This is a genomic window from Pantoea sp. ME81 (assembly GCF_903970985.1).
GTDB lineage: Bacteria > Pseudomonadota > Gammaproteobacteria > Enterobacterales > Enterobacteriaceae > Pantoea > Pantoea communis.
In genome coordinates, this window is sequence record NZ_CAJCKS010000002.1 from 42,646 (window position 1) to 63,618 (window position 20,973).

The 20,973-nt window shown below is 55.8% G+C and carries 17 protein-coding genes and 1 pseudogene; 10 read left to right on the plus strand and 8 right to left on the minus strand.

The features are described 5' to 3' along the window. Nucleotides 1-256 precede the first annotated feature (256 nt). Together H7A81_RS00645 and H7A81_RS00650 are read left to right on the plus strand one after the other, a co-directional pair. The gene (locus H7A81_RS00645) at nt 257-658 is read left to right on the plus strand and encodes an H-NS family nucleoid-associated regulatory protein (RefSeq protein ID WP_034820857.1); all 402 of its coding nucleotides are present in this window, start codon (nt 257-259) and stop codon (nt 656-658) included. A 185-nt stretch (nt 659-843) separates the two neighbouring features. Beyond that, entirely contained in the window at nt 844-2,436 is a 1,593-nt protein-coding gene (locus tag H7A81_RS00650; RefSeq protein WP_097119365.1) for an ABC-F family ATPase, read from the plus strand. Nucleotides 2,437-2,974: 538 nt separating this feature from the next. On the opposite strand, the gene H7A81_RS00655 is transcribed toward H7A81_RS00650, so the two are convergent. Genes H7A81_RS00655 through H7A81_RS00670 form a run of 4 tightly spaced genes read right to left on the minus strand, consistent with a single transcriptional unit; the run spans nt 2,975 to nt 7,351 of the window. Then, nucleotides 2,975-4,414: an NAD-dependent succinate-semialdehyde dehydrogenase gene (locus H7A81_RS00655; protein ID WP_182056406.1), complete on the minus strand. Its 1,440-nt coding sequence runs from the start codon at nt 4,412-4,414 to the stop codon at nt 2,975-2,977. Continuing rightward, nucleotides 4,411-5,460 (minus strand): aldo/keto reductase, encoded by a 1,050-nt coding sequence (locus H7A81_RS00660; protein ID WP_182056407.1) that lies wholly within the window; start codon nt 5,458-5,460, stop codon nt 4,411-4,413. The genes H7A81_RS00655 and H7A81_RS00660 overlap by 4 nt, the downstream gene beginning before the upstream one ends. A gap of 13 nt (nt 5,461-5,473) precedes the next feature. Further along, complete coding sequence (fae, locus tag H7A81_RS00665) at nt 5,474-5,974, minus strand: formaldehyde-activating enzyme (protein ID WP_034820831.1); 501 nt, start codon at nt 5,972-5,974, stop codon at nt 5,474-5,476. A 12-nt stretch (nt 5,975-5,986) separates the two neighbouring features. Then, complete coding sequence (locus H7A81_RS00670) at nt 5,987-7,351, minus strand: MFS transporter (protein ID WP_182056409.1); 1,365 nt, start codon at nt 7,349-7,351, stop codon at nt 5,987-5,989. Between the two features lie 221 nt (nt 7,352-7,572). On the opposite strand from H7A81_RS00670, the gene H7A81_RS00675 reads away from it, so the two are divergent. After that, nucleotides 7,573-8,490 carry a LysR substrate-binding domain-containing protein gene (locus H7A81_RS00675; RefSeq protein WP_034820825.1) on the plus strand — a complete coding sequence of 306 codons (918 nt, stop codon included), beginning with the start codon at nt 7,573-7,575 and terminating at the stop codon, nt 8,488-8,490. Between the two features lie 32 nt (nt 8,491-8,522). Continuing rightward, nucleotides 8,523-8,702 (plus strand): annotated as a pseudogene (locus H7A81_RS00680) (FAD-binding oxidoreductase); the annotation flags it as partial. Between the two features lie 32 nt (nt 8,703-8,734). Here the strand turns inward: H7A81_RS00680 and moeB are convergent. After that, a complete protein-coding gene (gene moeB, locus H7A81_RS00685) occupies nt 8,735-9,490 on the minus strand; it encodes a molybdopterin-synthase adenylyltransferase MoeB (RefSeq protein WP_182056411.1) in 756 nt (251 codons plus the stop codon). Beyond that, nucleotides 9,490-10,725 carry a molybdopterin molybdotransferase MoeA gene (gene moeA / locus H7A81_RS00690; protein ID WP_182056413.1) on the minus strand — a complete coding sequence of 412 codons (1,236 nt, stop codon included), beginning with the start codon at nt 10,723-10,725 and terminating at the stop codon, nt 9,490-9,492. Before moeA ends, moeB begins: the two co-directional genes overlap by 1 nt. A gap of 228 nt (nt 10,726-10,953) precedes the next feature. Here moeA and H7A81_RS00695 point away from each other — a divergent pair, with 228 nt between their 5' ends. From H7A81_RS00695 to gsiD, 5 genes are all read left to right on the plus strand, one after another. Beyond that, nucleotides 10,954-11,919 carry an isoaspartyl peptidase/L-asparaginase family protein gene (locus tag H7A81_RS00695; RefSeq protein WP_058961959.1) on the plus strand — a complete coding sequence of 322 codons (966 nt, stop codon included), beginning with the start codon at nt 10,954-10,956 and terminating at the stop codon, nt 11,917-11,919. Between the two features lie 9 nt (nt 11,920-11,928). Further along, nucleotides 11,929-13,779 carry a glutathione ABC transporter ATP-binding protein GsiA gene (gene gsiA, locus H7A81_RS00700; RefSeq protein WP_182056414.1) on the plus strand — a complete coding sequence of 617 codons (1,851 nt, stop codon included), beginning with the start codon at nt 11,929-11,931 and terminating at the stop codon, nt 13,777-13,779. Between the two features lie 64 nt (nt 13,780-13,843). Further along, nucleotides 13,844-15,379 (plus strand): glutathione ABC transporter substrate-binding protein GsiB, encoded by a 1,536-nt coding sequence (gsiB, locus tag H7A81_RS00705; protein WP_034820792.1) that lies wholly within the window; start codon nt 13,844-13,846, stop codon nt 15,377-15,379. A 49-nt stretch (nt 15,380-15,428) separates the two neighbouring features. Next, nucleotides 15,429-16,349, plus strand: coding sequence for a glutathione ABC transporter permease GsiC (gsiC, locus tag H7A81_RS00710; RefSeq protein ID WP_034820789.1), 921 nt, complete (start codon nt 15,429-15,431; stop codon nt 16,347-16,349). 10 nt (nt 16,350-16,359) lie between these two features. Then, nucleotides 16,360-17,265 carry a glutathione ABC transporter permease GsiD gene (gene gsiD, locus H7A81_RS00715; protein WP_166933192.1) on the plus strand — a complete coding sequence of 302 codons (906 nt, stop codon included), beginning with the start codon at nt 16,360-16,362 and terminating at the stop codon, nt 17,263-17,265. Nucleotides 17,266-17,358: 93 nt separating this feature from the next. Here gsiD and H7A81_RS00720 read toward each other — a convergent pair whose 3' ends face one another. After that, nucleotides 17,359-19,026: a methyl-accepting chemotaxis protein gene (locus tag H7A81_RS00720; protein WP_182056416.1), complete on the minus strand. Its 1,668-nt coding sequence runs from the start codon at nt 19,024-19,026 to the stop codon at nt 17,359-17,361. Nucleotides 19,027-19,140: 114 nt separating this feature from the next. Here H7A81_RS00720 and H7A81_RS00725 point away from each other — a divergent pair, with 114 nt between their 5' ends. Beyond that, the gene (locus H7A81_RS00725) at nt 19,141-19,590 is read left to right on the plus strand and encodes a DUF4385 domain-containing protein (protein ID WP_182056418.1); all 450 of its coding nucleotides are present in this window, start codon (nt 19,141-19,143) and stop codon (nt 19,588-19,590) included. Here the strand turns inward: H7A81_RS00725 and rimO are convergent. Then, entirely contained in the window at nt 19,587-20,912 is a 1,326-nt protein-coding gene (gene rimO, locus H7A81_RS00730; RefSeq protein WP_182056420.1) for a 30S ribosomal protein S12 methylthiotransferase RimO, read from the minus strand. The two genes, H7A81_RS00725 and rimO, sit on opposite strands and share 4 nt — an antisense overlap. Between the last annotated feature and the right edge of the window lie 61 nt (nt 20,913-20,973).

Here is a 20,973-nt window from a genome sequence, read left to right on the forward strand (position 1 = left end):
AGGCATTAGCCGCTAAATGCTTGTTTATCAGCCGGGAATAACCTCTGAAATCGGTACCAGTTCCAGTCGGTGGTACTAAAATGCTGTTGTTAATTCACCGTTAATTAAAGCTTCCCGCTGGGGATATCGCTCAAATTGTGAATACGTTAATCAGTTAGGAATTATCCGTCCGCATAAATTAATTTATTTTTTTATTTGAATTGGGTAATCTTGCCACTACAGTTTATTTAAACCCCCCTTAAGCAAGGACCTTGTGATGAGTGACGCATTTAAAGTTCTGAACAACATTCGCACATTACGTGCGCAGGCTCGTGAACTGCCATTGACCGATCTGGAAGAGATTCTGGAGAAATTAACCGTGGTGGTGACTGAGCGCCGCGACGAAGTTCATGCAGAAGAAGCGCAGAATCGCGAGAAAGAAGAAAAGCTGTCTAAATACCGCGAAATGCTGCTGGCTGACGGTATTGACCCGAACGAATTGCTGGGTGCGTTGGAAACCGGTAAAAAACGCGCGAAGCGTGCACCGCGTCCGGCTAAATATTCTTACACCGATGAGAACGGTGAAGAGAAATCATGGACCGGCCAGGGCCGTACCCCAGCAGCGATTAAGAAAGCGCTGGACTCTGGTAAAAGCCTGGACAGCTTCCTGATCAAATAATCGACACAATCCTTGTAAGCGGGAGCCGAAGACCACGTTGTCTTCGGCTTTTTTATTTCTCTATTTGCAACAACGCGTTTAACGCCTTCGCTCGCTGCCCGCAGGCGCAGAGGTGGCGTCCCGGTGCTGCTTTCTGGCATAATGCCCGCTGTTTTTTCCTCCACTGCGTAACAAAGGTCAATGCCGTGTTAGTTTCCAGCAATATTACTATGCAGTTCGGCAGTAAGCCGCTGTTTGAGAATATCTCCGTTAAGTTTGGCGGCGGTAATCGTTACGGTTTAATCGGTGCGAACGGCAGCGGTAAATCGACCTTCATGAAAATACTGGGCGGCGACCTGGTACCGACCAACGGTAATGTTTCACTCGACCCTAACGAGCGTATCGGTAAGTTACGTCAGGACCAGTTTGCCTTTGAGCAATTCAGCGTGCTGGATACGGTGATTATGGGTCACGCCGAATTATGGGCGGTGAAGGAAGAGCGCGACCGTATTTATGCTTTGCCAGAAATGAGCGAAGAGGAAGGCTATAAAGTTGCCGACCTGGAAGTTGAATACGGCGAAATGGATGGTTACAGCGCAGAATCTCGTGCCGGGGAATTATTGCTGGGCGTGGGTATTCCGGTGGAACAGCATTACGGTCCGATGAGCGAAATCGCACCAGGTTGGAAACTGCGTGTGCTGTTGGCGCAGGCATTATTCTCAAACCCAGATATTTTGCTGCTCGATGAACCGACGAACAACCTGGATATTGATACCATTCGTTGGCTGGAGCAGGTGCTAAACGAACGTAACAGTACCATGATTATCATTTCGCATGACCGTCACTTCCTGAATATGGTGTGTACGCACATGGCGGATCTGGATTACGGCGAACTGCGCGTGTATCCAGGAAATTATGACGAATATATGACCGCGGCGACGCAAGCGCGTGAACGTTTAATTTCTGATAACGCGAAGAAGAAAGCGCAAATTGCAGACCTGCAATCATTCGTTAGCCGTTTTAGTGCCAACGCCTCTAAATCGCGTCAGGCGACTTCGCGTGCCAAGCAGATTGATAAAATTAAGCTGGATGAAGTGAAAGCCTCCAGTCGTCAGAACCCTTATATCCGTTTTGATCAGGATAAGAAGCTGTTCCGTAATGCGCTGGAAGTTGAGGCACTGACGAAAGGATTCGATAACGGACCGCTGTTCAGCAAGCTTAATCTGATGGTTGAAGTTGGCGAGAAAGTGGCCATTCTCGGTGCCAACGGTATCGGTAAAACCACGTTGCTGAAAACATTGGTCGGCGAATTAACGCCTGACAGCGGCACTGTGAAATGGTCCGAGAATGCGCTGATTGGTTATTATGCGCAGGATCACGCAGAAGATTTCGCCGATGACCTGAGTGTTTTCGACTGGATGAGTCAGTGGAAGCAGGAAGGTGACGACGAGCAAGCGGTGCGCAGTATTCTGGGCCGTCTGCTGTTTGGTCATGATGAAATCAAGAAGCCTGCTAAAGTGCTGTCTGGTGGTGAGAAAGGCCGCATGCTGTTTGGCAAGCTGATGATGCAGAAGCCGAACATCTTGATCATGGATGAACCGACCAACCACCTTGATATGGAATCGATTGAATCGCTTAACCTGGCACTTGAAGGTTACGAAGGCACGCTGATTTTCGTTTCGCATGACCGTGAGTTTGTCAGTTCACTGGCAACCCGCGTGATGGAGATGAAGGGTGATCGCATTATCGACTTTACCGGCAACTACGAAGATTATCTGCGTAGTCAGGGTATTGTTTAAATCGTTACATACCCATAGCTTCGCCCGCCGCATTCCTGCGGTGGGCGCTTTGTTCTGGTTTGCCATTTCGCCTGAGAGTTCTGCACCGTCAGGCATGAATGGTGGGCCGCTCCGTAAAGACGGCGTGAATACATCCCTGTAGCCTCGACTGCCGTATTCCTGCGGCGGGCGCATTGTTCTGGTTTGCCATTTCGCCTGAGAGTTCTGCACCTTCAGGCATAAATGGCGGGGCGCTCCGTAAAGACGGCGTGAATACATCCCTGTAGCCTCGGTCGCCGCATCCCTGCGGCGAACGCTTTACTCCGGACCCACGATTCTTGCCTTTATCAATATTTGTGCTCTCTGTTGGTTAATTCAGTCTGCACGGCCGATGCGGTCTATACAGCAACACCATAGGTTAAAGGGAAGATAAGGTTCGCCCGAAGAGCAAAGCGTCTGGGCCACGGATGGCCCAGCCGATCGGCATGGATGCCGGTTTCCTTTGCGATCGGGCGGACCTTATCGGACCCTGCGCCCGACCTTCAGCGCACCCACCAAACTACCCAATCTGCCCAATATTCACATACTGGGTTTCCAGATACTCCTCCAGCCCAACATCCGCGCCTTCGCGTCCTAATCCTGACGCTTTTACACCGCCAAACGGCGCCACCTCTGTCGAGATAATCCCTTCATTAACGCCAACCATGCCGCTCTCCAGTTGCGGAGTCACGCGCAGTGCCCGCGCCAGATCACGCGTAAACAGATAAGCGGCCAGCCCATACGGTGTGTTGTTGGCGCGCTTGATCACTTCCTGTTCCGTACGGAAACGGAAGCAGGCCGCAACCGGTCCAAATGTCTCTTCGTGTGCCAGACGCATCTGCTCATTGGCATCGGCCAGCACCGTTGGCTGGTAAAAGCTGCCACCCAACGCATGACGCTCACCGCCGCAAATCAAACGCGCACCGTGCTGCAAGGCATCCTGCACATGTGCTTCGACCTTCTCCATGGCTCGCTGATGAATCAGTGGCCCCTGCTGTGCGCCCGGTGTCAGGCCCGGTGCGACTTTCAACGCGTTAGCCGCTGCAGCCAGTTTGGTGACGAATTGATCATACACGCCATCCTGCACGTAAAAGCGGTTCACGCAGATGCAGGTCTGTCCGCTGTTGCGGAATTTGGCTGCCATAGCGCTTTCGATTGCGGCATCAATATCGGCATCATCGAACACGATAAATGGTGCATTACCGCCCAACTCCAGCGACAACTTCTTCACTGAACTCGCGGCATCGCGCATCAGCAACTGGCCAACACCCGTAGAGCCGGTGAAGGAAATTTTCCGCACCGTATCGTGGTGCGTCAGCGTGTGGCCAATCTCCACCGTTTCCCCGCTCACCGCATTCAGTACGCCAGCCGGAACGCCAGCCTGTTCAGCCAGCACCAGCAGGGCAAAGGCTGACAACGGTGTCTCGTTCGCCGGCTTCACAATCGCGGTACAACCGGCGGCCAGCGCCGGGCCCAGCTTGCGCGTCAACATCGCCAGTGGGAAATTCCATGGCGTTATCGCGGCGACCACGCCCACCGGCTGTTTCAGCGTCAGGATCAGATTTCCGGCCTTAGTTGAAGGGATCGTTTTGCCGTTAGCACGCTTGCCTTCCTCGGCAAACCACTCAATAAAACTGGCGGCGTAAAGCACTTCGCCACGCGCTTCAGCCAGCACTTTTCCTTGTTCCTGCACCACCAACTGCGCCAGCGGTTCCTGATTCTCAATAATCAATTGATACCAGCGCTGCAGGATCGCAGCGCGCGCTTTGGCGGTTAAGGCACGCCAGGCGGGCAGGGCGGCGGCGGCGGCATCAATCGCGCGGTGGGTTTCCGCCGCGCCAACGTTAGCGACCTGCGCCACCACGCTGTTGTCGGCTGGGTTGGTCACATCATAAGTGCGATCGCTCTCCAGCCATTGTCCATTGCAATACCAGCCGGTACGCAGCAGTGAAGATGTCATGCGATATTCCTTGCAGATTGAAGTGCGTTATCCGTAAACACCGTGCGCGCAGCACGGCTATGACGGGCGATACGTTTTCCCGCGGTGTAATCGTTGATCACATCGCACGGCGTGTAGTTGCGTTCCAGCTCGAAGCGCTCTTCGCTATCCAGCGGGGTATGCAGCGCGGCGATAGCGCTATCGAGTTGGGCGACGCTGTCTGCACCTACCAGCATCGAATCCACGCCTGGATGGGACAGCACCCAGGCCTGAGCAATCTGCGCACTGGTTAATCCACGTGCAGCGGCGACACGGCCAACGGATTCGGCAATCTGAATCGAAGCTTCATCGGCATACATTTCACGGGTGAAGAAATCAGTTTGATTGCGGATAGATTGCGCATCGCCGCTTAACAGCCCGCGCGCCAATGGGCTAAACACGGAAACACCCAGGCCCTGATCGCGACAGAACGGCATCATTTCGCGTTCCTCCTCGCGGTAGGCGCAGTTCAGCTGCAGCTGCATATTGATCGGTTTCACAAACCCGTTGCGCTCGCAGCACCACAAAATCTTCGCCAGCTGCCAGCAATACATGGTGGAAACCCCGACATAGCGTGCTTTGCCGCTGCGCACGATGCTGTTCATCGCTTCCCATGTCTCTTCGATCGGTGTGTTCACGTCGAAATAGTGCAGCATGTAGACATCAACATAGTCGGTGCCGAGGCGGCGCAGGCTGCCATCGATACTGTCGAGAATGTGTTTACGCGAATGGCCCTGATTGTTCTGGCCCCCGCCAAGTGGATAACCCACTTTGGTGGTCAGCACCAACTCATCACGCTGGGCGATGCGTTTGAGCACACGGCCTACTACCTCTTCACCGGCACCGCTGGAGTAGAAGTCAGCCAGATCGATAAAGTTGATACCGCTTTCCAGCGCGTGACGAATAATCGGCTCGCTTTGCGCCTCGTCAAAAATCCATGGTTTCCAGCTCTTGCTGCCCATATTCATGGTGCCGAGGCAAAGACGCGACACCTGCAAACCGCTGTGGCCCAGTTTGATGTATTCCATGCTGCAACTCCTGCTACTTCGGGGAATAAAAGGGATTGCCCAACTCGGGCAGAGCATTGATTAACTGCTGGCGGCCCGGCAACTTCTCCATGGCCGCTTCTATCGCCACTTTGCAGGCGCGATAGTTATTAGCGAACACTTCATCGAGATCGGTACAGCCAGGATTCACCCAGTTAGCGGTGACAATGCACCACTCATCTTCGGCTTCCGGCGGCAACGTGCCTTGCAACTGCGCCTCGGTTACAGCTTTAGCAATCGCAGCCTGTGATGCGCCCCAGGTGGCATTGCCGTGCAGATCGCTACTGATAGCGGCTTTGTTGACATACAGCGTCATCGGCTTGGCTGGCACATTGGGTTTAATCACCACCATAAACGGACAGTGGCCTTGTGAAGGCGTCGCCAGGCTGGTGGAGAACGCCTGACCCACCACGCCGTTGCGCGGTCCAATCATGATATTGATATGCGAAGCGTTAACGCCGTCGCCTGCAAAGCCTTCACCGATATACATTTCCATCATTGCCTCCAGTTACAGATGTTGTGTTGAAGTTGAAGCGTTAGGGCTGAGCGCTTTATCCACTGCCGGGGTCTCCTGAGAGGCGTCAGTGAGCGTCAGACCTTTGGTCTCGGGTGCCCAGGCGATGGACACCAGCGCGCCGAGCACCAGAATCGCCGCCAGCAAACCCATGGTGCCGGCGATGCCGTAATTGACGATGGCGAGGGGCAGCAGCAGCGTGCCGACCGCCGAGCCCAGTCGGCTCATTGAGGTGGCGAAACCCACGCCGCGAGAGCGCACATCGGTTGGGAAGCTCTCTGCCGGGAACACGCCCACCAGGTTGCTCACGGCCGACATAATCAGCGTAAAGGCGGCAAACAGCAGAATCAGCCAGATGCCGGGGCTGGTGTGCAGCAGGCTCAGCAGCAGCAAACAGGTCGCAAGGAAAATAAAGGAACCGATCAGGAAGCCTCGACGCGAGCACATCGCCGTTAGCACGATGCCCAGCACCGCTCCCACCAGCAGCAGACCGCTTAGCAGCAGGTCAGTGGCAAAGCCTTGATCCAATCCCATCTCGCGCAGGATGGCGGGCAGGAAGGTATAGATGGCGAAATAGGGGATCACCAGGCAGACAAAGAACAGACAGTTAAAGGCGGTGCGACGACGATAGCGCGGGCGGAACAGTGCGCTCAGGCTGCCATCCTGCTCCTGCTGTTTCTCTTCCTGCAAGGTGACGTGCGAGCCAAATAAACGATGAACGATAGCCATGGCTTCCTCGCGTCGACCGCGACGCAGTAACCAGCGTGGGGATTCCGGCGTACCAATGCGCAACAGCAAGATCGCTAAAGCTGGTAGAGCAGAGGATGCGAGTAGCCAGCGCCAGCCATCAACGTGTGCCTGCAGTGCCAGATGTCCGGCAAAGCTGGCGGCGACATAGCCGACCGTCCAGAGCACGCTGAAGGCCCCCAACAGTACGCCGCGATGTTTGCGCGGGGCGAACTCCGCCAGAATGGTATGGCCGACCGAGAAGTCACCGCCTAAGCCGAAACCAATTAGCACACGCAACAGGAACAGTTGCTCTGCTGACTGGGCAAAAAACTGCATGCCAGATGCCAGAGTGATCAGGATAAAGCTGAAGCAGAAAATCTTTTGGCGGCCGACACTGTCGGCGATCCAGCCGAGAATCAGGCTACCGAGAAATAACCCGATCAACGCCGAGCTGCCAATCATGCCTTGCCAGAACGGCGAGAGTGACATTTGCGGCGTCATCTGTGTCAGCGCGAAGCCAACGGAACCGAGAATGTAGCCATCGGTGAGGTGCGCACCGAAGGTGAGCCCGGTGATTTTGAGGTGAAAGCGATTTAAGGGTACATCATCCATCAGAGTCGTTTGCGTCATGTTCCTTCCTCCTTCGGGGAGAGATAGTTGTTATTTTATTGTTATCTGGATGAGAAATTACTGTGACATTGGAGCCGGGTGCAGGCCAGTGCGAAAAAGTCATACCCCTATTCCGCAATTTCCTGTGATTGCACTCAAAAATTTAGGTTTACGTTCTCCGTTACCGTCTGGGTTGTGATTAGATTGGCGCGATGTTTTACCGCCTGGCTGCTGGAGTCAGAATGAGAAAGTTGCCTTCACTCAGTATGTTACGGCTGTTCGAAGAGACCTGCCGTACGCTGAGCTTCAGTAAAGCCGCCGATGCCTTGTTCATGACGCAAAGCGCCGCCAGCCGTCAGATGCGCCAGCTGGAAACCTTCCTTGGCAAAGACCTGTTCGTGCGTAGCCACAGCGGATTGATGCTGACGCCGGAAGCCATCCAGCTGCTACCCGTGGTACGTCAGTCACTGGATCTGCTGGAAGAGGGCGTACGCAGCGTGCAGCAGCACAACCCCCGCCAGCACCTGCGTTTACAGGTCGCTCCTACCTTTGCCACGCGCTGGTTAGCGCCGCGTCTGGTGTCATTGCGTCAACAGCATCGTCAGCTGCAAATCATGCTGATCAGTGAAGCGCGGCAGAAATACAGCGACTTCGACTGCGCCATTCGTTTTGGCTCGCAGCAGGATGCGCAAGAGGCGGGCGCGGAAGGGGAATGGCTGTGCCATGAAACTTTGGTGCTGGTGGGCAGTCCACTGCTGATGCTGGATGGCATCTGGCCAGATATCAGCCTGATGCCACAGTTGCACGTGCTGAATGGCGACAGTCGGCTGGATAACTGGTCGCGCTGGTATCAGGCCTGCGGCGAAACTGCGCCGCCGGAAGATAACGGACTGGCGTTTAGCACGCAGGATCAGGTGATCAACGCCTGTGTCACCGGTGCAGGTTTTGCCGTGCTGGATCGTGCCATGGTGCGTAATGAACTCAGCAACGGTGTGTTGGTTCAGATTTCGCCGCAGTTGCTTTCCAGCGCTAACGGCTACTGGCTGGAGGTGCCTTACGGCAAACAGATGTTGCCGCGTGTGGCGGTATTTCGGGATTGGCTGCTGGCGGAGATGCAACGTTTCAACGCTGCCACGCCCGCAGCCAGCGTTATCCTTTAGTGAAAAGGTGGGTGTGCAGTGGATTTAGTTGAATTTTGAAAGAGACGCTGAAGCTCGGAGGTTCCATGGTGCACCATCACGACATCGGTAAACATCGCGTGCAGTGGGCGAAGCAAGAACACGGCAGCGCATGGCCGATTTTGCAGGCGCTGAAAACCGCTTTTGACCCGAATGGGATCATGAATAAAGGCACCATCTTCCCGCAGGAGTAAAACCACAAGGTGCGCAGCCATGCGCACCTTACTTATTTCTCGCCGCACACCTCGCAATGTCTATCCTGCATCACTTTCATGTTGCGGAACTCCGCACTCATCGCATCGTAGATCATCAAGCGTGCACGGGCAGGTTGCCCCAACGCGGTCAGCACTTTTATGGCCTCTAATGATTGCATCGCACCAATGACACCGACCAACGGCGCCAGCACGCCGGCTTCCACGCAGCTTAATGTCTGATCGCCAAACAAGCGGCTAATGCAGCGATAACAGGGTTCCCCCGGCTGCCAGGTAAACACGCTGAGCTGGCCTTCCATACGAATGGCCGCCCCGGAAATCAGCGGCACCTTGTGCTGGTAACACAAACGATTGATCTGCTCACGTGCACTGACATTATCCGTACAGTCCAGCACCGCATCTTGGCGCGCGATCAGGGCACTGAGTTGAGCATCATCCAGCTGTGCATCAATCGGTTCGAGCTGGCAATGCGGGTTAATCGCCGCCAGCCGTTGACGCGCAGATTCCACCTTGGGCTGGCCGAGGGTGGCATCGCTGTGAAGAATCTGGCGCTGCAGATTGCTTAAGCTGACGCTGTCGAAATCCAGCAAGGTAAGATGGCCCACACCGGCCGAAGCCAGATAGGGCGCAGCGGCACAGCCAAGCCCGCCGAGACCCACAATCAATACCCGCGACGCTTTGAGCTTCTCCTGACCGTCAAAATCAAAATCCCGCAGCACGATCTGACGGTTGTAACGCAGCATCTCCTCATCGCTCAGTTCGACGCTCATTAGCCCTCCAGCAGGCTATTGAAAACTTCAACCTCAACCCATTCGCCAGCTTCCACATCCGCACGATCGCGATCCAGCACAATAAAACAGTCGGCAAGGGCGAAAGAGCTAAACACGTGCGAACCCTGGGCACCGGTGCTGCGCACTTCCAGCACGCCGTCTTCACCACGATTGAGAATGCCGCGCTGGAAGTCGAGGCGTCCAGGCGATTTCTTCAAACGCTGAGTGGCACGAGCGCGTTGGCGTAGCGGCATAATGCGCGTGGTCTGGCCCGTAAGGGTCGCCAGTAACGGCTGCACCAACTGATAGAAGGTCACGGCGGCAGACACCGGATTGCCGGGCAGGCCGCAGAACCAGCTGTTGGCTAAGCGGCCAAAGGCGAACGGTTTGCCCGGCTTCATCGCCAGCTTCCAGAAGGTAATCACGCCTAACTCTTCCAGCATCGCTTTAGTGAAATCCGCTTCGCCGACGGAGACGCCACCGGTGCTGATCACGACATCCGCCTGACGATCGGCTTCACTGAATGCCTTGCGCAGCGCCTCGGGATCGTCCGCAATCACGCCCAAATCGATCACTTCGCAGCCCAGTTTGTTAAGCATCAGCGATACGGTGAAGCGGTTCGTGTCGTAGATTTGCCCGTCAGCCAAGGGCTGGCCCACCGCCTGCAATTCATCGCCGGTAGAGAAAATCGCCACGCGCAGTTTGCGCAGCACGCTGACTTCGGCAATCCCCAGTGAAGCCAGCAGCGGCAACTCGGCGGCTCCGAGGCGAACACCCGCCTCCAGCACCTGTTTGCCAGCTTCAATGTCTTCACCAATACGGCGGATATTTTGCCCGGGAGTCACGGCGGCAGTGATGACGATACCGCCCGCACGCTGTTCGGTTTGCTCCTGCATCACCACGGCATCGCAGCCTGCCGGAATCGGCGCACCGGTCATAATACGAATCACGCTGCCAGCGGGCCAATCGCCGTTGAACGGCGCGCCGGCAAAAGCTTTGCCTGCGACCGGGAATTCGCGGTCCGGCACGATATCGCTGAGACGCACGGCATAACCATCCATCGCGGAGTTATCAAACGGCGGCACATCCAGTGGAGACGTCACCGGTTTGGCGGTGATGCGACCTGCAGCCTCATACAGCGAGACGCTGAGGCAATCGCTAATGGGCGTGAGCTGTTGCAGCATTTTTTGCTGCGCGTCTTCGAGGGAGATTAATCCTGCGGTGAAAGGTTCCATGTCAGTCTCTGCGTGATGAATTTCAGTTGCTGCCTATTATGGTGACATTTGTCTGCCGAGTCACATGTGACTAAAAAAGCATAATCCACAATAAAAGGTTATGACCGGAGATACACTTTCTGCTTTACAAGCCGGGAGTGCCTTTCTATAGTCGAAAATTGCCTAAAAAAGATGAAAACCATTCTAAATCAGTGTTTTTGGTTCTGATTTCCTGACAGGGTACCGGTTATGGCTAAAGCAGTTATCGCAATTCACGGCGGTGCGGGCGCAATCACGCGTGCCGCTATGAGCGCCGAAAAAGAGCAGCACTATCGTCAGCAATTGCACGCAATCGTTACCGCAGGGCAGCAGATTCTGGCCACGGGCGGCAGCGCGCTGGATGCGGTGACCGAGGCGGTGCGGCTGCTGGAAGAGTGCCCACTGTTTAACGCAGGCAAAGGCGCGGTGTTTACCCATCAAGGCACTCACGAACTGGATGCCAGCATTATGGATGGCCGCACTCTGGATGTCGGTGCGGTGGCGGGCGTGAATCACATTCGTAACCCGATTCTGGCGGCGCGTAAAGTGATGGAAAACAGCCCGCACGTGCTGTTTATCGGTGCGGGAGCAGAAGCCTTTGCCGCAGAACAGGGGCTGGAACAGGTTGCGCCGGATTTCTTCTCCACGCCTGAACGCTGGGAGCAGTTACAGCGTGCGTTGAGCAGCCAGCAGATGGTGCTCGATCATGACGGCGCTGCGCAAAGCCACAGCGACGATCCGCTCGATCCCGATCGCAAATTCGGCACCGTGGGTGCGGTGGCGCTCGATCTTCAGGGTAATCTGGCGGCCGCCACTTCAACCGGCGGCATGACCAATAAGCAGGTCGGCCGCGTGGGCGACTCCCCGCTCGTCGGCGCGGGCTGCTACGCTAATAATGAGACCGTGGCGGTTTCCTGCACCGGCACCGGTGAAGTGTTTATTCGTACTCTGGCAGCGTATGACGTTTCTGCACAGATGGAGTACGGCGGCCGTAGCCTGCAGCAAGCCACCGCCAACGTGATTCATGACAAAGTCCAGGAGCTGGAAGGCAGCGGTGGGCTGATTGCCGTCGACAGGCACGGCAATGTGGTGCTGCCCTTTAACAGTGAAGGGATGTATCGGGGATTCGCTTATGTGGGTGGCGAAGTCGAGGTAGCGATTTACCGCGATAGCTAAGGAGCAGGCATGACGCAGCAGCAGTTTGCACCCGAGCAGGTTCTGGCGGTGCGTGACCTCAACGTACGTTTTGAGCATGAAGGGCGAATCACCGAAGCGGTGCGTAACCTGTCACTGGATTTGCATCGTGGGGAAACGCTGGCGCTGGTGGGCGAATCCGGTTCGGGCAAATCGGTCACCTCGCTGGCACTGATGCGTTTGATTCAGCAGGCGGGCGGCGATGTCAGCGGCGAGATCCAACTGCGTCGACGTAACGGCGAGGTGCTGGATGTGATGCGTGCCTCCGCCAGTCAAATGCGCAAAGTGCGCGGCGCCGATATGGCGATGATTTTCCAGGAGCCGATGACCTCACTCAATCCGGTGTTTACCGTGGGTGAGCAGATCGCCGAATCCATCCGTTTACATCAGAGCAAAAGCCATCAACAGGCGCAGGCCGAAGCACGGCGCATGCTGGATCTGGTGCGCATACCTGAAGCCCACAACGTGTTATCGCGTTTTCCGCATCAACTCTCCGGCGGCATGCGTCAACGCGTGATGATTGCCATGGCGCTGTCGTGCAAACCGGCACTGCTGATTGCCGATGAGCCCACCACCGCGCTGGACGTGACTATCCAGGCGCAAATTCTGCAGCTGATCCGCGTGCTGCAAAAAGAGATGCAGATGGGGGTGATTTTTATCACTCACGATATGGGCGTGGTGGCGGAGATGGCCGATCGCGTACAGGTGATGTATCGCGGCGATGTGGTTGAGCGTGCGCCGGTGCAGCAGCTGTTTGATGCGCCGCAACAGCCTTACACCCGCGCCTTGCTGGCGGCAGTGCCGAAGTTGGGTGCGATGAGCGGCCAGCCGCTGCCCGCTAAATTCCCCTTACTGCACACCAATGGCCGTGAAGAGATTGCTATACCGCAGGATACGGTGCGCAGCGATGAGCCACCCATTTTGCAGGTACGCGACCTGGTGACGCGCTTTGATATTCGTGGTGGGTTATTGAATCGCGTCAAACGTCGTGTGCATGCGGTGGAGAAGGTCAGCTTTGATCTGCACGCTGGCGAGACGCTGGCGCTGGTCGGCGAATCCGGCTGCGGAAAATCCACTACCGGTCGATCGCTGCTGCGCCTGGTCGCCAGCCAGGGCGGCACGATTACTTTTAATGGTCAGCGTATTGATGCGTTGCAGGGCAACGCGCTGGCTTCGCTGCGCCGCGATATTCAGTTCATTTTTCAGGACCCTTACGCCTCCCTCGATCCGCGCCTGACGGTGGGTTTCTCGATTATGGAACCGCTGCTGGTGCACAAAACCATGGATCGGCGCCAGGCGGAGAAGCGTGTAGCCTGGCTGCTGGAGCGCGTCGGTTTGCTGCCGGAGCATGCGCAACGCTATCCACACGAGTTCTCAGGCGGCCAGCGCCAGCGCATCTGCATCGCTCGCGCATTGGCGCTGAACCCTAAAGTGGTGATTGCTGATGAGTCAGTCTCGGCGCTGGATGTCTCGATTCAGGCGCAAATTATCAATCTGATGCTCGACTTGCAGCGCGAGTTTGGCATCGCCTTCTTATTTATTTCTCACGATATGGCGGTGGTAGAACGCATCAGCCATCGCGTGGCCGTGATGTATCTCGGACAGATTGTGGAAATGGGGCCGCGCCAGGCGGTGTTTGAGCAGCCGCGCCATCCTTACACGAAAAAACTGATGGCCGCGGTGCCGGTCGCCGATCCGGCGCACCGTCATCGCGAGCGGGCGTTAATGGTGGATGAAATCCCCAGCCCGATCCGCCCATTGGGTGATGAGCCAGAAGTGGCACCGTTACTGGAAGTGGCACCGGGGCATTTTGTTGCCCGCCACGCCATTAGCGGTGCCTGAGCAGCAAGCAACCGCGTCATCCACGGATGTCGCGCATGACAGGGATTACAGGAGAACGATAACAATGCACCACATTATGCGAAAAGGGGTTATCACTGCCGGGTTGTTGAGTTCAGCGTTGGCAATGCCAGCGTGGGCAGCGAAGGACGCGGTGATTGCTGTGGCGTCAACCTTTACCACTATGGATCCGTACGACGCCAATGACACATTGTCGCAGTCGGTGGCTAAGGCGTTCTATCAGGGACTGTTCGGCTTTGATAAGGACATGAAGCTGCAAAACGTGCTGGCGGAAAGCTATCAGGCGAGCAGCGATGGCTTAACTTACACTATCAAACTGCGCTCGGGCGTGAAGTTCCAGGATGGCACCGATTTCAACGCGGAAGCGGTCAAGGCCAACATCGACCGTGCCAGCAACCCGGATAATCATCTCAAGCGTTACAACCTGTTCAAGTATGTGGCCAGCACCGAAGCGGTGGATCCGACCACGGTGAAGATTACGCTGAAGCAGCCGTTCTCGGCCTTCATCAACAATCTGGCGCACCCGGCGGCAGTGATGATTTCGCCCACCGCCCTGAAGAAATACGGTAAGGACATTGGCTTCCATCCGGTGGGTACCGGTCCGTATGAGTTCGTTACCTGGAATCAGACCGACTTCGTCAAAGTGAAGAAGTGGGATGGCTACTGGAAGAAAGGCTATCCGAAGCTGGACAGCATCACTTTCCGCCCGGTGGTAGACAACAACACCCGTGCGGCGATGTTGCAGACCGGCGAAGCGACCTTTGCATTCCCGGTACCGTTTGAGCAGGCTAAATTGCTGCAGGGCAACAGCAAACTCGATGTGGTCACCACGCCATCGATTATGCAGCGTTACATCAGCCTCAACGTGACGCAGAAGCCGTTTGATAATCCAAAAGTGCGTGAAGCGCTGGAATACGCCATTAACCGTGAGGCGCTGGTTAAAGTGGCGTTTGCTGGTTATGCCACGCCAGCCACCGGCATCGTGCCACCGGCGATTGATTTCGCGCAGAAATACCCGGCGATTAAATATGACCCGGCCAAAGCGCGTGAGCTGTTGAAAGAAGCAGGCTTCCCGAACGGTTTCGAAACCACCTTGTGGTCATCTCACAACCACAGCACCGCGCAGAAAGTGTTGCAGTTCACTCAGCAGCAGCTGGCGCAGGTCGGCGTGAAGGTGAAAGTCACGGCGATGGATGCGGGTCAGCGTGCCGCAGAAGTCGAGAGTAAAGGGCAGAAAGAGAGCGGTGTGCGCATGTTCTACACTGGCTGGTCGGCTTCGACCGGTGAAGCAGATTGGGCATTAACGCCGCTGTTTGCCACCACCTCCTGGCCGCCAGCCATCTTTAACACGGCGTTTTACAGCAATCCGCAGGTGGATAAAGATCTGAGCGATGCACTGAAAACCACCGATCGTGAGCAGAAAGCCAAACTGTACAAAGACGCTCAGGATCGTATCTGGAACGACCATCCGTGGATCCCGCTGGTGGTCGAGCAGTTGCTCTCCGCGAACAATAAAAACCTCACCGGTTTTTATGTCATGCCCGATACCTCATTCAATTTTGATGAGGCGGATCTGAAGTAACAGGCGCGGCCAGCCTTGCGAGGCTGGCCGCTGCTGCGCAGGATTTTGCATGCTCAACTATTTTCTCAAACGATTATTGGGGCTGATCCCCACGCTGCTGATTGTGGCGGTGCTGGTGTTCCTGTTTGTCCACCTGTTGCCGGGCGATCCGGCGCGCCTGATTGCGGGTCCGGAAGCGGATGCCTCAGTGGTGGCGCTGGTGCGTCAGGAACTCGGTCTCGATCAGCCGCTGATCCAGCAGTTCTGGCACTTTATTCTCAATGCGCTGCAGGGGGATTTTGGCCAGTCGATGGTGTCGAAACGCCCGGTCTCGGAAGAGATAGCCGCGCGCTTCTTCCCGACGCTGTGGCTGACCCTCACCAGCATGGTGTGGGCGGTGATTTTCGGTATGACCATCGGCATTACCTCCGCTGTCTGGCGCAACCGCTGGCCCGATCGCATCGGCATGACGCTGGCGGTGTCTGGTATCTCTTTTCCCGCTTTCGCCTTAGGCATGCTGCTGATGCAGGTGTTCTCTGTTGAGCTGGGTTGGCTGCCGACCGTAGGTGCCGACAGCTGGAAACACTATATCCTGCCGTCCATAACCCTGGGCGCAGCCGTGGCTGCGGTGATGGCACGCTTTACCCGCGCCTCGTTTGTCGAGGTGATGCAGGAAGATTACATGCGCACCGCGCGCGCCAAAGGGGTTCGTGAGTCGCTGGTGGTGGTGAAACACGGTCTGCGCAATGCGATGATCCCGGTGGTGACCATGATGGGCCTGCAGTTTGGTTTCCTGCTGGGCGGCTCGATTGTGGTGGAAGTAGTATTCAACTGGCCCGGTTTAGGCCGCTTGTTGGTGGATTCGGTGGAGATGCGTGATTACCCGGTGATTCAGGCCGAGGTATTGCTGTTCTCGCTGGAGTTTATTTTGATCAATTTGATTGTCGATATGCTGTATGCGGCGATCAACCCGGCCATCCGTTACAGGTAAGGAGTCGCACTTGAAGAACTGGCGACGCGCAGCGGCATTGAAAACCATGCCGATGATGACGGAAACCCGGGTACGTACGCCATGGCGTGAATTCTGGCGCCGCTTTCGCCATCAACATGTGGCGATGGTGGCGGGCTTGTTTGTGCTGCTGTTAATTGTGGTGGCGTTTATCGCTCCGTTTATCGCTCCGTTTGATGCAGAAAACTATTTTGATTACGACCGGCTAAATGATGGGCCGTCGATGATGCACTGGTTTGGCGTGGATTCGCTGGGGCGTGACATTTTTAGCCGCGTACTGGTCGGTACGCGTATTTCACTGATTGCTGGTTTTTTCTCGGTGGCGATCGGTGCGCTGATTGGTACGCTACTGGGGTTGCTGGCCGGTTATTACGAAGGCTGGTGGGATCGGATTACCATGCGTATCTGTGACGTGCTGTTTGCTTTCCCCGGCATTCTGCTGGCGATTGCGGTGGTGGCGATCATGGGCAGCGGCATGAGCAATGTGATTGTGGCGGTGGCGATTTTCAGTATTCCAGCCTTTGCTCGCCTGGTACGTGGCAACACGCTGGTGCTGAAACACCAAACCTTCATTGAATCATCCCGCAGCATCGGCGCATCCGACTGGACGATTATCATGCGTCACATTCTGCCCGGTACCGTGTCGTCAATTGTGGTCTATTTCACCATGCGTATCGGTACGTCGATCATCACGGCGGCGAGTTTGTCTTTCCTCGGACTGGGCGCGCAGCCGCCCACGCCGGAGTGGGGCGCGATGCTGAATGAGGCGCGTGCCGATATGGTGATAGCCCCGCATGTGGCTATCTTCCCCAGTCTGGCGATATTCCTGACGGTGCTGGCCTTCAATCTGTTGGGCGATGGACTGCGGGATGCGTTGGATCCGAAGTTAAAGACCTGAAATATCAAATCGGTGCGCGTAAGTGCGCACCCTGAAAAATCCCGTTGTGCAGGTCAGGTCGCCACTTATGGCGACCTGATTGTTTCTGTTACCTCAGAACGTTTCCCAGTTGTCGTTGCTGTGTGCACCGGCAGCGGGCAAGGCTCGTGGTGGTGCTGCGACAGGGGCTTTCACCGTGTTTGCCACTGGTGCCATCACTGCACGCGTCCCGGTTTTAAAGCGCGCCACCGCCGAAGACAGGCTGCTGGCCTGCTGCTCCAGCGAAGCCGAGGCGTTAGCCGATTCCTGCACCAGTGTGGCGTTCTGCTGCGTTACGCGATCCATCTCGTTCACTGCCACACCAATCTGATCGATGCCGCGACTCTGCTCGTCAGAGGCCGACGCAATTTCGCCCATGATATCGGTCACGCGCGTCACAGCACTGACGATCTCCTGCATGGTATCGCCGGCGCTGCTCACCTGCTGTGAACCTAAATTAACGCGCTGCACGGAGCCCTCAATCAGCAGCTTAATCTCTTTCGCTGCCTGCGCACTGCGCTGCGCCAGATTACGTACTTCACCTGCCACCACCGCAAAGCCACGACCTTGTTCACCGGCGCGAGCGGCTTCAACAGCCGCATTCAGCGCCAGAATATTGGTCTGGAAAGCAATGCCATCGATCACGCTGGTGATGTCGGCGATTTTCTTCGAACTGTCGGCGATGTCGCGCATGGTTTTCACCACGCCGTCCACCACATTCCCACCTTTGTCAGCGGTTTCCGATGCGGTTTTCGCCAGCTGGGTCGCCTGACGCGCGTTATCGGCGTTCTGTTTAACGGTTGCGGTTAGCTCTTCCATGCTGGCGGCAGTTTCTTCCAGCGAGGCGGCCTGTTGTTCAGTGCGGGAGGAGAGATCGTTATTACCGTTAGCGATCGCGCTGGCACTGCCGAAAATGGCATCCGCACTGTCGCGCACATTGTTGATCGTGCCCAGCAGTGCTTGCTGCATATGATTGAGGCTCGCGGCAATGGAGGCCATTTCACTGTGTCCTTCAATCTTCAAACTGGTGGAGAGGTCGCCTTCGGCGAAGCGCTCCATCTGCTGCTGCACTTGCTTCATCGGCGCTAACAGGATGCGGCGAACCAGCAGCCAAACCACCAGCAACAACAGCACCACAATCAGTGCCATCACAGCGACCATCACCAGCATATGCTGATAAGTGCTATCGTTATCTGCAGCGCGGGAATTGATTAACTGCACGTTGTCGCCACGCCACTGCTTGTAGGCCGCTTCCAAATCGTCCTGCGCCTGTTGTGCATCCAACTCGCCATAGGCGGCGTAGTTGTTGGCTTGCAGGAAGGTCGCGGATTGATTCAGCAGTTGGTAATAGTTCGCGAATTTGCTCTCGATAAGCTCGGCGGCTGCCGCACTTTGCCCCGCAATCCGTGGGACACTCTTGTAGCGGTCAAAGTGCTGTTTCGCTTCATCAAGCGAGGCGCCCGCGGAAACCAGCAGCTTGCTGATGGCAGCGCGTGAAGCATCATCGCTCTGATTCTTCAGGATGCGAATCGCCACGCGGTTGATGATAACGCGCGTTTTCACCAGCGTTTGCCAACTGTCGGAGAACTCACGCTGTTGATGCGACAGCTGGTTACTGGCAGTGAAATTATGCTGGCCAGCGATCAGGGAAGATAAAAACAGTGAGCCTGATATGGCCTGCATAGCGGTGAATACCAACAGCATCAATATGATGGCAGTCACAATTTTCATTTTCGTTAACATGATTTTCCCTGAGCAAAGTAGGCTAGTAGAGAAGTTATCGGTGTAAAAGCACATTGCTTAAGAGCCGCAAAAAAATAATTGCAGTAAGTGATAATGTCGTGCAGGAGAAATGCAGTGAAACCCTTTGATTACGAACAAGACTTTAAGAATATCGATTTCCGACAGCGGCCAGACCTTTATCAGGTTGGGCGCGGTGAGCAGGGGGTGTTAATGGTGGAGCCTTACAAGAGCGAAATTCTGCCGTTCTGGCGCTTCCGAACCGTGGAACTGGCTCAGGAATCTTCCGTTCAGATCATGCAGTTGTTTGAGGAGTATCGTGCACAGGACGACTTTGTCGGCATGGATATGGCGCGAAAATTTATTCAGATGGGCTATACCCGCGCACGTCGCTATAGCAATCACAAAGGCGGGCGTAAATATGATGCAGACGGCAACGAGTTGCCGCGTACCACAGAAAAAGAAAAGGCCGCTGCGGCGGCCATCTTCAAATCATGCTGGGATCGGCTAAGAGCGGACACCGATTATCTGGCGCGCAAACGTGCGCACCAGCAGCAGCACGGCTAAACGCGCGTACCCCATAAATCGTACTCATCGGCGTGTTCAACTTTGACACGCACCACATCACCGACTTTCACCTGACGATCGCCATTCAGATACACTGCGCCGTCGATCTCAGGTGCATCGGCCATGCTGCGGCCCACCGCGCCTTCTTCATCCACTTCATCGATCAGTACCAGCACTTCACGGCCGATTTTCTCCTGCAGACGTTCGCTGGAGATTTTCTGCTGCAGCTGCATAAAGCGATCGAAACGCTCCTGCTTCACCTCTTCTGGCACCTGGTCCGGCAGTTGGTTGGCCGTCGCGCCTTCAACCGGGCTGTACTGGAAGCAGCCAACGCGATCAAGACGCGCTTCTTTCAGGAAGTCGAGCAGCATCTGGAAATCTTCTTCGGTTTCGCCGGGGAAGCCGACGATAAAGGTCGAACGCAGCGTCAGTTCCGGGCAAATTTCACGCCAGCGTTTGATGCGCTCCAGCGTACGTTCAACCGCACCAGGGCGCTTCATCAGCTTCAGAATGCGCGGGCTGGCGTGCTGCAACGGAATATCAAGATAAGGCAGAATTTTCCCTTCGGCCATTAACGGAATCACGTCATCCACATGTGGGTAAGGGTAGACATAGTGCAGACGCACCCACACGCCGAGTTTCGCCAGCTGTTCGCACAGGCTAACCATGCTGGTTTTCACCGGGGAACCATTCCAGAAACCGGTGCGGTGTTTCACGTCAACGCCGTAAGCCGAGGTGTCTTGCGAGATCACCAGCAGCTCTTTGACGCCAGCTTCCACCAGACGTTTGGCTTCGTCGAGCACCGAACCAATCGGGCGGCTGTCGAGATCGCCACGCATAGAAGGGATGATGCAGAAGGTGCAACGGTGGTTACAGCCTTCGGAAATTTTCAGGTAAGCGTAGTGGCGCGGCGTCAGCTTCACGCCTTGCTCTGGCACTAAGCTCAGGAACGGGTTGTGTTCCGGCTTTGGCACATAGGTGTGAACGTGCGACAGCACTTGCTCGTAGCTGTGCGGGCCGGTGATTTCCAGTACCTTAGGATGTACTTCGCGGATCTGATCCACTTTGGCACCCAGGCAACCGGTGACGATCACTTTGCCATTCTCGTTCAGCGCTTCACCGATCGCTTCCAGTGATTCCTGTACGGCGCTATCAATAAATCCACAGGTGTTAACGATGACGATCTCCGCATCATCGTAGCGTGGCACCACATCGTAGCCTTCAGTACGCAGTTCCGTCAGGATGCGTTCTGAGTCGACGAGGTTTTTTGGGCAGCCGAGTGAGACGAAGCCTACGCGCGGCGGATTTTTGACATGGCTCATAAGGATAATAATTCATCATAATTAGTGTGGATAGGCGGGGGATTGTACAGAGGTTGCGAGG